Source organism: Shouchella lonarensis (genome assembly GCF_900096965.1).
In the GTDB taxonomy this organism is placed as follows: Bacteria; Bacillota; Bacilli; order Bacillales; family Bacillaceae_D; genus Shouchella; species Shouchella lonarensis.
On sequence record NZ_FMYM01000011.1, the window covers coordinates 45,845 to 57,849 of the forward strand.

Genomic DNA, 12,005 nt, shown 5'->3' on the forward strand with positions numbered 1-12,005 from the left:
CTCCCCTTTATGCTAGCTTATCAAAAAGCAAAGTGTAAAACAATATCATATATATATTATTTCTCCATAAACATACAAAAAAAGACGGGATCTCCCTCCCGCCTTCTATCATATCTTTACAGTTCTTCACCGTTTGTTGCAATAACTTGTTTGTACCAGTAAAAGCTATCTTTTTTCAATCTCTTTTTACTGCCGCGCCCGTAGTCATCCTGATCGACATAAATGAAACCATATCGCTTTGTCATCTCCGAAGTCGAGAAGCTAACTAAGTCAATCGGTCCCCACGTCGTGTAACCCCAAAGGTCTACGCCATCGGCAATTGCTTCTTTCATTTGTTCGATATGGCTTTGTAAATAATTGATGCGATATGAGTCATGGACACGCCCGTCTTCGGTCACATGATCGACTGCCCCTAATCCATTTTCTACAATAAATAAAGGCATCTCGTAGCGCTCATAAAAGACATTTAACAATGTGCGTAAGCCAACCGGATCAATTTGCCAACCCCATTCAGACTCCTCCAAGTGCGGGTTTTTCAACCCGGTTAACAGATTTCCTGCGGCGTGCTCGCCTTCTACCTCTTGGCGCGCAGCGACACCCGACATATAATAACTAAGCGAGATGAAATCAACCGTCCCGGCTTGCAAAATTTCCTCGTCTTCTGGCGATTTCTCTATTGTAATCTTATTTTCTCGGAAGAAACGTTTCATATACGTTGGATACTTCCCACGCACATGTACGTCCGTGAAGAAGAACGTATTACGCATCGATTCGTGTGTCGCAAAAACATCATCAGGATGCGTACTTTGCGGATAATTGATCATGCCAATCACCATACAGCCAACCTTTGCACCGTCAACAATTTCATGACACGCTTTCGTCGCTTTCGCACTTGCAACAAGTTGATTGTGTGCTGCTTGATATTGAGCTTGAAGCAGTTTTCCATCTTCTACTTGATCACGCGTAAAACCGCCGCCAATATACGGCGCCATTAATAATGAATTGATCTCATTAAACGTCAACCAATATTTCACTTGGTCTTTGTAACGAGCAAACACTGTTTTGGCATAATGCGTAAACAAGTCAATGAGCTTACGGTTGAGCCAGCCACCATATGCTAATGTCAAATGGAGCGGCATTTCATAATGAGATAAGGTCACAAGTGGCTCCATCCCATTTGCACGTATCTCCGCAAACAATCGATCATAAAATTTTAACCCGGATTCGTTTGGTTCAGACTCTACACCAGTTGGAAAGATGCGCGCCCATGCAATTGAAACACGGAATGTTTTAAAACCCATTTCTTTCATTAAAGCCAAATCTGATTCGTACGTGTGGTAAAAATCAATGCCAAATCGCTTCGGAAACGTCCGTCCAGATTCCGTTTCTAGTGCATGTTTTATTTCATCAGAAGACGGGAACGGGATTTCCATGTTCGTCCGGTCTTCCGGTTTCACATACTCTACGACATCCGCTGTCGATAGCCCTTTTCCATCTACATCATAGTTTCCTTCAATTTGATTTGCTGACGTCGCGCCACCCCATAAAAAATTTGCCGGAAATGTCATTTCTACTCTCTCCTTTTTAGATCATAATTTCAACTAGACGATCATTGCCAGTGACTGTACCTGAATCTGCCGGAACAACATCCAAATACGCTTTACTATTGGTGACAACAACCACCGTTGTTGCGTCGTACCCTGCTTTTTCAATCGCTTCGATGTCAAATGTTGCAAGTAACGTGCCTTGTTTCACATGGGCTCCTTGTTTTACATGCGCTTGAAAGTGAGCACCATCAAGTTGCACCGTGTCAATACCAATGTGCATTAACACTTCAACCCCATCGTCACTTTGTAAGCCATATGCATGATGTGTCGGAAACACCGTTTGCACGACCCCATCTGCCGGTGCAAATAAATTCCCTTCATGCGGTTTAATCCCGACACCTTCCCCTAAAGCACCACTTGAAAATGCTTCATCACTCACCTGTGATAATGGGACAACTTTCCCGCTTAAAGGGCTCGTTAACGTGTACGTTTTGTTTAATGACTCGGAAGGAGCGACTTCTTTCTTTTGATCATTCTCTCCGGACACCATCCGATCATTATAACCGAAAAGATAAGTCAAGAGAATGGCCAACACGAAAGCTACTGTAATTGCAACAATTAGGCCAGCAAAACCATCTGTGAAAAAGATCGGCAATGATGCCAAACCTGGTAACCCGGAAGCAATGGCCGCCGAACCAGACAGACCGACAATCCCACCACCAATGGCTCCGGCAATCGAACCCATTACGAAAGGTTTTTTATAGCGCAGGGTTACACCATACACAGCTGGTTCCGTCACACCAAACAAGCCAGAAAGAGATGCCGAGCCCGAGATTGCTTTTACTGATGTCACACGTGTCTTGAAAAATACGGCCAGCGCTGCACCCGCTTGTCCAAAAACAGCCGGCGCAATTAAGGCGGTAAGTGTGTCAGATCCAAATGCCGATAAGTTATTCATCATAATTGGCACTAATCCCCAGTGTAAACCAAAAATGACAAGCACTTGCCATACCGCACCAATAAAGACTCCGGCAACAATTGGACTTAATGCATATAAGAAACTATACCCGTCAGCGAGCCAACCACTCACCATTGAACCAAATGGTCCAAAAAGCAACAATGTCAATGGAACGGTGACACTAATAAGAATCAGTGGTACGAAGAACAACCGCACACTCGACGGAATACGTGGCGTAATAAACTTTTGCAGATGACTTAACACATACACTGCTAAAATGATCGGAATCACCGACGTCGCATAACTTGCCAGGACAACCGGTATGCCAAGAAATGTCCAATTGACACCGGACTCGAAAGCATCAACAATTGTCGGATACAATAGTGCCCCAGCAACAACAACTGCTACGTATGGATCTGCCCCGAATTTCCGGGCCGAAGTGATTGCTAACAGGATTGGTAAAAAGTAAAACAAACTGTCTGCACCAGCAAATAAAATATGATACGTCCCATCTGCCTCACTTAACCAACCAACCGCTTCAAAGATTAACAACAATCCTTTTAAAATCCCCGCCCCGGCTAAAACACCAAGAATCGGTGTGAAAATCGCTGAAATAATATCAATCGCCTTGCTTAATACATTCCCTTTTTCCTGCGGGACCTCATCTGCGTTTTCCGTTGGTGACATCATTTGTGTCAATTCCCGGTATACATCAGCCACTTCATTACCGATCACAACTTGGAATTGTCCACCACTCTCGACAACTTGAATGACGCCTGTCAGTTGTTCAATCGTTTGTTTCACTGCTTTGTTCTTATCTTTCAATTTAAATCTCAGCCGCGTCGCACAATGAACAACCGAAATGACATTCTCTTCTCCACCAACATGTGTGAGAATTGCTTGCGCCAATGTTTTTGGGTCTTTCATATTGTTCTCCTCCCTTTTCTTTTTCTACTTACGTCAGCCTATTTTCGCGAGACGCGACCCGATGTAAATGAACGGTTAAATATACACGCTCATCTTTTGACACCGCGCGCCCAAACCGGTGCATAATGTAAGCACTCATTTTCGTACTTGTTTCGTATTCGACTGGGTATTTCCGCTTTACTTGCTCAAATAAGAAGTCATCCTCTTCTTCTAAAAGCGTTTCGCCATGCACAATACGGTAAGCAAAGAAACGTAAGTGTGTTAAAAAGCGGTCGTAATTAATTGATGTCTCATCAAACGCCATCTTTAAATCGTACTTTGCAATCGTCAACAGTGTATCGACAATTTCGATTGCTTCAACCGTATCTGTCATGCGCGCATGTTCTTTTTGCGCATTGACGATGTGTAAGCTAATCGATGCTGCTTCACTCGTGTCTAGCCGCACCCCCGTCATCTCAGCAATAAAATCAAGTGCCTTTAAACCAATTTCAAATTCCTTGCGATAATACTTTTTCAGTTCCCACAGCAGTGTGTTTTTTAACACCACTTGTTCCTGATGGCGTGTCACCGCAAAATAAAGATGGTCGGTTAATGCCACATATACATAATCATTAAGCGTCTCTCCGAGGGTCTCTTCTGCATAAGAAACAATCCGTTCTGCAATGTGTAAATACACTTCAGGCACTTCTGCTAAAAGTCGCTCGAACTTGCGTGAGACCTCCACACTCGTTAACGAAAACGTCTTGTCGATCTTTTCAGCTTCTATTTCATCACCGTTCTTCTTACCGAAGGCAATTCCTTTGCCCATAACAACAAGTTCATGGTGAAGCTCGTCTTCTGTCAACACGACATTATTGTTAAGCACCTTTTTAATGATCACACGCTTTAACCTCCCTTCACGCTCCCTACCATAAAAGACACAAAAAAACCTAAGCTAAAATAGTACACACGTATCGTGCGACCATCCCAACTTAGGTTTTGCCTTTTTTCAAAGTTACAACCCTAATGATTGCGATTACATCGAGATTTATAAAGTACTGTGCATCCAGATCGAGTAAAACCCTTTCTCGATTGAACGCTTTCATTGTACATGCAAACGCTTTTTTTGTCAAATAGGTTTTTATTTCCATGTAGATGCAAAAAAAAAAGCGCTCCGATTGGAGCACTCTCCCCTATTTATGACATCGATCCATCTAACGCTTGACGCAAGTCTGCAATCAAGTCATCGGTATCCTCAATCCCGACTGAAATCCGGACAAGTCCATCCGTAATTCCTAATTCCAAGCGCCGTTCGCGCGGAATAGACGCATGTGTCATTTGCGCGGGGATACTAATTAAACTCTCGACTGCACCAAGGCTCTCTGCCAACGTAAAGTAGCGCGTTTGCTTCACGACCTGCTCCGCCCGCTCTTTACTGCCGACATCAAAAGAAATCATCCCGCCAAAGCCAGTGGCTTGCTTCTGGTGTAACTCATGCCCCGGATGTGTGTGCAAACCTGGGTAATACACCGACACCACATCGCTACGCTCATTTAAAAATGACGCTAACGCTTTGGTGCTCTTCTCTGTCTGATCCATCCGTAACCCTAATGTCTTAATCCCCCGGATGAGCAACCACGAATCTTGTGGTCCGAGTACCGCACCGACTGAGTTTTGAATGAAGTGGATATCTTTTTTTAGTTGTTCTGAGTTCACAACAAGCAACCCAGCGACGACATCACTATGCCCACCTATATACTTTGTCGCGCTATGCAGCACAATATCAGCACCAAGCGCAATTGGGTTCTGGAAATACGGTGTACTAAACGTATTATCTACGACAAACAACAAGTCGTGACTTGCGGCAATCTCTTTCATTTCCTGCAAATTGGTGACTTTTAATAACGGATTTGTTGGTGTTTCAATATAGATTGCCTTCGTATTTTCTCGAATGGCCGCGCGCACAAGTGCCGCATTACTCGTATCTACAAACGTCACCTCAATGTTCATCCGTTGCAAAATGGACGTCAATAAACGGTATGTTCCGCCGTACACGTCATCAGTAATAACAAGATGATCTCCGCTTTTAAATAGCTGTGTAACAGCGGAAATGGCTGCCATCCCTGAAGCGAAAGCAAAGCCAGCATGACCGCCTTCTAAATCTGCAATTAACGCTTCCAACGCTGTCCGTGTCGGATTGCCCGTACGCGAATATTCATATGTGAAATTGCCGACGCCGTCTTGCTTGTAGGTACTCACTTGATAAATTGGCGTTGAAACCGCCCCTGTCGTCTCATCACCAAAAATGCCGCCATGAATGAGCTGTGTCTTTTTTTGCAATATATCTCACCTCTCTAAAAATGATTGCTGCTAATGTATCGTTCACTACTATCAGGAAAAACGGTCACAATTTTTTGCCCTGGTGGGCCGTTCTCTGCTTCCTTCCATGCCGCTGCAAACGCGGCACCCGAAGAACCGGCCACAAGTAACCCTTCCTTCTCCGCTAATAACCGCGCATACTTAAATGCCTCTTCATCTAAAATTGTATGAATACCATCAAAAAGTTTTGTATCTACATAATCAGGAATAAACTCCATACCAATCCCTTCGGTGCGGTGTGGTCCAGGTTCGCCACCATTTAAGATCGATCCCTCTGGCTCCACAATCACTGTCCGGACATTTGGCGCATGCGCGCGAAAATATGTTGCACACCCCGTAAACGTCCCCGCCGATCCTGCACCAGCAACAAACGTATCAAACGCTGGCAAATCTTGCAAAATCTCTGGTGCCATCGTTTCATAATACGTCTTTGGATTCGCCGCATTGGCAAATTGTGCTGGGGAGTAAGCGTCAGGTGTCTCTTGTACAAGCCGCTCCGCTTCTGCAATCGCACCTTTCATTCCTTGCTCCGTCGGTGTATTCACGACTGTCGCCCCAAGCAAGCGCATCAATGTTTGCTTTTCCTGACTAAACTTCTTTGGCACAACACAAATGACCGATACCGATGTTCCTTTTGCTGCAAGCGCCAAACCAATCCCGGTATTTCCAGCTGTTGGCTCAATGAGTGTACCTGTTTCCGTAATTTTCCCGCGGGCAAGCGCATCATTTAGCAATGATACACCAAGACGATCTTTCACACTCCCACCTGGATGTAAAAACTCTAACTTCGCATAAATCGTCGCCTCATTTGGCACGTTGATCCGACTGATCTCAAACAGCGGCGTCTCGCCAATTAAAGATTGAATTCGTTTATAAATCAATGATTGATCCCACCTTTTCGCTCAACATCATGGTACTGTCTTTTATTTTACCACTCCCATGATATTATTCCGAGCATGAAACCTTTAGAATTCTTCACCTTACGCTAGCTTTTCTGCCGTCATCACCCATACAAACGTGTTCATTTGTGTAAAGGAAGTTTCAAAACCTGCCTCAGAAAAGATACGTGCCATTGTCTCTACAGTTGGGTAATATTCTGTCCGCAAATCTTCAGCTAACCGTTCATAACCACGTGCACGCGCATCTTCAATTTGTTCTTCATGGTGTTGCTTACTCGCGAACATTGTGTCGGCAAACACAACCTTGCCTCCTGGCTGTAATAATGCTGCATATGAACGCGCCGCTTGCGCTTTCTCTTCATCTGTTAAGTGATGGAAAGCGTAACTAGACACAATTGCGTCAACGGTTGCTTCTGGAGGGGAAAAATAGAGAAAATCACCCGCATGTACCAAAACAGGAGCCAACTTTTCTTGCGCGATCTTGCGCATATTTTTTGACGGCTCAACGGCTGTCAAACGGACACCTTTTTCAAGTAATTTCAATGACAAGTTCCCAGTTCCTACACCAAACTCAACTACATGCCCGTCTACTGCATCGACAACAGCTTGCAAAATCTCATCATACCGGTCAAACACGTGTCTATACTCTGGCTGGATGCCAGCAACCGTTTCATCGTATGTGTCTGCCCATTCATCAAACAATTGATCGAATTCTCTTCCCACGAAAAACACCTCTTTCAACCATAAAGTTAATTAAACCTACGTGTTTACTATGCTTTTATTATCGTATCACATCTCAAAGAATGCGACAACGATTTAGTCGCAACAAAAAAGGATGACCTCCCTTGTAAAAGAGTGGTCATCCTTATATTTTCTCTATGGTTGATCTGGCGTGACAATTGGCCGCAACTCACCTGTCGTATACGTAAACGACGTTGGATACACATTGGCTGTTGAAGTGTTTAACTTCGCTGCTAAATTAGTCATGGCCCGTGTCAATTTTTCCCCTGGAACAACCGTATATACTTCTTCTTTTTGATAAATGGCTACGCGGTAATCATTATATGGGTAAGAAGCAGGTTTTGCTGGGAACGTATCTGTTACGGTATTGGTCGTTTGATTTGTAATCGTGGTCGTCGTACTAAATTTTTGCGAAATATTCCCAGAGATTTTGCCTGTCACACCGTCAAGTGTGGCACCCACCTCTGCGCCAACAGAATAAGCAAACTCTTTTGTGTTCGCTGTACTCACGCCATGTGTCTCTGTCAATGTCCATTGGTGCTGCGTGGATCTTGGTTGGAGTCGATTATAAATTCGTTTCCAGCGAATCTCCTGTTTAAACTCGGTGCCGTCTAACACATCGTCTGTAAACCCGAGTTCTTTATAAGCCTGTGCCTGTGGATTCCCCAGCGGCGCAAGCCCTGATCCATCAATATCGATGTATAGTACACCATTTTTTAGTTTTAAAGCGTTCGTTCCATTCGTATTCAATTCAATCATATCCGTAGCAGTCATCGGTGCCGTTTTCGTTTGAACGGTCATGTACTGCGCTGGCTCTTTATAAGGATCTTTGTCAGGCTGGGGATAATAAGTACTTTCGTTTAATTGCGCCGACAAGTTCACTTCTACCCCGTCACGAAATAATGTCCCGGGGGCATCGGTCGCTGCAAAGGAAGTCGTTGGTGCCAGAAGTAAAGCTGTACTTAACAAACAAGCAGATGCCACTTTCGTAAAACGAACTGTTCTGTTTTTGTTCATTGAATAGCCCTCCTAGATGGATAAGATCATGACACAACTGAGCAACTCTTCTAAAGTTCTTTCTTGTCTACTATTCAGTTTTCAAAGAGCCAATGATTGATAATGCTTATGGAACTACCGTTAATGTACTGCAGATGCGAGAGCTTGTCAAACATTTTTTGGTATAAAAGTTTATAGATGGATTTATATGTGTCTATATAAACACATTTTTATATTTTAAACGTGTCATTTAACAAAGGTCACCATAAATCTCCTCTACTATCACATAATGTGCATGTTTCTATCTATGTTCGTTCTGCTTTCCCAAATGTAATTGCGGTCATAAATCCAACAAACAGGGAGAGAACACAAATGATTCCGTACAGGAGTGAATGAGGCACACCTACCGGAAAAATCACAACGACCGAACCTGCAACAAGACCAATCATAACTGCATACGTCGCTTGTGTGTATGTGTTAAAAAAGAAGCGACAAACACGACTTGTAGTAAGAACCCCCGCACAAACTCCAAGACCAATAGTGACAATGACAGGAATGTGGACATGCTTCAGTGCAGTTGTGGCTGTATTATATACACCAAGCACTAACATAATTAAAGCGCCACTCACACCCGGCAACACGAGCGCTGTGCTTGCGAGCCAGCCCGCAACGAATAAAAATAAATATGAGGAAAAGCTAAGATTAGCGAGCACATTTGCAGTTTGTTCTATGCTCGCAGTATATGTCATATCTGCAGTTGGATCATGGAAGAAACGTATCATCGCCACAAGTGCAAAAGAAAGCAAGATCAATAGAAAATGAGAAAGACGGAATGATGTATTTGTTTGGGTGCGACCTGACCGCCATAAAAAAGGTAAGATCCCGATAATGGTAGTGACCCCAAAAAGTTAGAGTTATGATTAAGCAGAGAATAGGGTGGTTTGAGTTCGGTATTGTACTGGACTTAGACCACCCAATTTTATTTTCAAACGTTTGTGATTATGGTAATGGATATACGCTTCAATCTTTTGTTTTAGATCATTATAAGATAAAAGTGGTTCTCCATAATACATCTCTTGTTTCATATTTCTTTTGATTCCTTTTAAACCAAAAGCTCGAAAGGAACCTACCCATTTTCGAATAGATTTTGTATCGGGTATCCCGTATTTCTTTGCTAAAGCTCCATATCCTAGGGAGCCTTCTAGGTACTCTTGGACCACTTCCAATTTGAATTCGTCACTGTATTTTGCCATACAAAAACACCCCTAAGTTAGATTTTTTACTCTAACTTTTGGGGTGCAGCACCATACCAAGGGTTCTAGTGAAGCTCCCAAGCGGACTTGAACCGCTGACCCCCACCTTACCATGGTCGCCTGGTCATATTCCTCTTTTATCCTGAAACACTCGAAAGTGTTGATAAATCAATGCTTTCGAGTGTTATTTTTTTGTATGGGTTTCCTTGGTTATCCTCGTTTAATTTGCTTTTTGGCACCAGAAATGGCACCGGTTGATTGTTTTATTGAAATCCGTTGAGTTTATATTATTTCACAATTTCCGTTCATATAATTACTCCTATTTTCAAGAGACACATTAATATCATTACCCCTCCATAATAAAATTAATATTCTGTTATTTTTGGCCCCAAAAAAGACGACCCCAGCACCATACTGAAATCACCTTATTAACTACTCAAGAAGATTATTCTCAATAAACTAACTCTTACTTTTTCTTGTTATCCCCACAATAGGAATAAATTCAGCAACCTTCCTTGGATGACCTTTAGGTTGTCGTTTATTAATCATCGATACATTCTGATTATTGTTTCTCAACCTGAAAAAGATTATTAAAACCTCTTTTGATAGGAGCTTCAATTACCTAGTCTCAGGAAGGAGATGGTTTCAGCACTTTGTTATCCCCTTTTTCCTATCAACGAAAACTCAGTTGATCCGAATGCATGTGGCATTCTTTTAATTCTATTTATCGGTTTAGGTGATTTACGCACTTGAGCATAGAAGCCTAATCAAATATAGAAAAGACACTTGAAACTGTTATCTTTAATGTTTCACTCCAATATAAAGGGATAAAAATATTTGTATTCTTCTCGTTGCTTTTTATGTATTTACTGATTAAACTTCACTTTAAGTCCAAGTGCTTGTATAAACGGGACCGCTTGTTCAGGAGAAATAATGCAACCTTTTAAGTCATCAGCCGAAACGAGTAATTTTTCAAATGAACATTTGCTCAAGTCAATACCAGAAAGACTTGTTTGATGAATCTCGACATCATTAATATTAATCTCGATTAATTCGACATTTGAAAACTTGTTATTGTAAAAACTAGATTCATCTAACACACTTTTTAAATATGCGCTATATTTAAAGTCGCAATCACCGTAGATAACAAGAGGTGCATAACAGTTATTGAAAGTAACATGACGAAATGCACTCGCCGTAAAAGTTACACCACTAAGTTTGCAATCAATAAATTCGACACGATGGAAGATCGCTTGTTCGAACGCGGTGTTGGAGAGATCACATTTTATAAAAATAACATCACACCATTCAGAACGATTAAAATTAGTCGCTATGAAATCAATTTGCGTAAGTGTTACTTCTGAAAAAATAAGGTGATTGGTGATCCGATGGGATAGGTCACTTTTTACAAGGGCCACACGTTTATAGTGATCTTCATCCTCCAAAGTAAGGTTCCTGACATGTTTCAGTTTGTCTGAGTTAATTTTTGGGGGGATAACCTCTCTTTTTTTCTTGACCACCGTCATCACTCTCCTTATGGGATTGAAAATCAAAAACAATACTCTCATGTTTTATCTATGTTTTACAATGTAATTAGAGCAGACAGTGGAACTTAATATAACTGTGTTCTCAACTGAATTCAAAGAAAATTAACTTTTGGTGTAATAGATGCCCCACTAAAGTCTTTATCATCTGATTTGTAAAATTTTTTCCCAAACATTGATGATCTCCAACCCCAAAACTCAAACTATCATTCAGGTTACTACGGTTTGGCGAGAACATATGAGGGCATTCGAAAACAGCACTATCCTGAGAAGCCTTTGATATAAGTATACTAAGTTTATCGCCCTTCCTTACCAGTCTACTTCCTACTTGAACATCTTCTAATGCAAACCTGCTAAGAAATAATCCATCCATTAATCGAGCACTCTCTTCCACTGCATAGTCCAATGACATTTCTCCTGTCATGACACGCATATAATTATATGGCGTACCAAAGATATTTTTTAATACCATTATAGGTAATTCCATAGTTTTATCAGAAGATAGCATGTCGAAAAATGGAATTAGCATGCTTACTTTCTCCACCAAAGTCAGATTATCTTTTTCACAAAGATAACCAATATAACTTTTTTGGTCCTTGCTCTCTTTAAGAACTTCCTGCAAGCGATAGTTAATATAGCTATATAACTCTTTGGATTTGATTGGTTTTCAACATTATAATGTTCAGCAAGACCAAACGCCGCCATAATCTCTTTAGAAAACGATGTATCAATTCCCAACACATCAGATATTGATCTGATACAATATGGTTTAATAATATCAT

General features: G+C 41.8%; 11 protein-coding genes and 1 pseudogene. All 12 read right to left on the reverse strand.

The features are described from left to right. Positions 1–116 precede the first annotated feature (116 nt). The 12 genes and pseudogenes from BLT29_RS11450 to BLT29_RS11505 all read right to left on the reverse strand — a co-directional run bounded on the left by BLT29_RS11450 (position 117) and on the right by BLT29_RS11505 (position 11,752). A complete protein-coding gene (locus BLT29_RS11450) occupies positions 117–1,568 on the reverse strand; it encodes a glycoside hydrolase family 1 protein (RefSeq protein ID WP_090776454.1) in 1,452 nt (483 codons plus the stop codon). Between the two features lie 16 nt (positions 1,569–1,584). Next, complete coding sequence (locus BLT29_RS11455) at positions 1,585–3,432, reverse strand: beta-glucoside-specific PTS transporter subunit IIABC (protein WP_090776455.1); 1,848 nt, start codon at positions 3,430–3,432, stop codon at positions 1,585–1,587. Between the two features lie 28 nt (positions 3,433–3,460). After that, positions 3,461–4,312, reverse strand: a complete 852-nt coding sequence (licT, locus tag BLT29_RS11460; RefSeq protein ID WP_090776456.1) for a BglG family transcription antiterminator LicT — start codon at positions 4,310–4,312, stop codon at positions 3,461–3,463. A gap of 296 nt (positions 4,313–4,608) precedes the next feature. After that, the gene (locus tag BLT29_RS11470) at positions 4,609–5,751 is read right to left on the reverse strand and encodes a bifunctional cystathionine gamma-lyase/homocysteine desulfhydrase (protein WP_090776458.1); all 1,143 of its coding nucleotides are present in this window, start codon (positions 5,749–5,751) and stop codon (positions 4,609–4,611) included. A gap of 14 nt (positions 5,752–5,765) precedes the next feature. Further along, positions 5,766–6,671 carry a PLP-dependent cysteine synthase family protein gene (locus BLT29_RS11475; protein WP_090776459.1) on the reverse strand — a complete coding sequence of 302 codons (906 nt, stop codon included), beginning with the start codon at positions 6,669–6,671 and terminating at the stop codon, positions 5,766–5,768. Positions 6,672–6,770: 99 nt separating this feature from the next. Continuing rightward, complete coding sequence (locus tag BLT29_RS11480) at positions 6,771–7,412, reverse strand: class I SAM-dependent DNA methyltransferase (protein WP_090776460.1); 642 nt, start codon at positions 7,410–7,412, stop codon at positions 6,771–6,773. Between the two features lie 153 nt (positions 7,413–7,565). Further along, entirely contained in the window at positions 7,566–8,447 is an 882-nt protein-coding gene (locus BLT29_RS11485) for a hypothetical protein (protein WP_090776461.1), read from the reverse strand. A 284-nt stretch (positions 8,448–8,731) separates the two neighbouring features. After that, entirely contained in the window at positions 8,732–9,208 is a 477-nt protein-coding gene (locus BLT29_RS11490) for an undecaprenyl phosphate translocase family protein (RefSeq protein WP_245701253.1), read from the reverse strand. 138 nt (positions 9,209–9,346) lie between these two features. Then, positions 9,347–9,511: an IS3 family transposase gene (locus tag BLT29_RS13935; protein ID WP_437182647.1), complete on the reverse strand. Its 165-nt coding sequence runs from the start codon at positions 9,509–9,511 to the stop codon at positions 9,347–9,349. An 18-nt stretch (positions 9,512–9,529) separates the two neighbouring features. After that, positions 9,530–9,679: pseudogene (locus tag BLT29_RS13730) on the reverse strand (transposase); the annotation flags it as partial. Between the two features lie 866 nt (positions 9,680–10,545). Beyond that, complete coding sequence (locus BLT29_RS11500) at positions 10,546–11,124, reverse strand: pentapeptide repeat-containing protein (RefSeq protein ID WP_176763909.1); 579 nt, start codon at positions 11,122–11,124, stop codon at positions 10,546–10,548. A 184-nt stretch (positions 11,125–11,308) separates the two neighbouring features. Beyond that, positions 11,309–11,752 (reverse strand): cytochrome P450, encoded by a 444-nt coding sequence (locus BLT29_RS11505; RefSeq protein WP_141769892.1) that lies wholly within the window; start codon positions 11,750–11,752, stop codon positions 11,309–11,311. Positions 11,753–12,005 lie beyond the last annotated feature (253 nt).

Excerpts from the sequence above, each read along its gene's own strand:
- BLT29_RS13935 (WP_437182647.1), bottom strand. The coding sequence starts at position 9,511 with ATGAAACAAGAGATGTATTATGGAGAACCACTTTTATCTTATAATGAT.
- BLT29_RS11455 (WP_090776455.1), bottom strand. The coding sequence starts at position 3,432 with ATGAAAGACCCAAAAACATTGGCGCAAGCAATTCTCACACATGTTGGT.
- BLT29_RS11450 (WP_090776454.1), bottom strand. The coding sequence starts at position 1,568 with ATGACATTTCCGGCAAATTTTTTATGGGGTGGCGCGACGTCAGCAAAT.
- BLT29_RS11505 (WP_141769892.1), bottom strand. The coding sequence starts at position 11,752 with ATGCTAATTCCATTTTTCGACATGCTATCTTCTGATAAAACTATGGAA.
- BLT29_RS11485 (WP_090776461.1), bottom strand. The coding sequence starts at position 8,447 with ATGAACAAAAACAGAACAGTTCGTTTTACGAAAGTGGCATCTGCTTGT.
- BLT29_RS11490 (WP_245701253.1), bottom strand. The coding sequence starts at position 9,208 with ATGATACGTTTCTTCCATGATCCAACTGCAGATATGACATATACTGCG.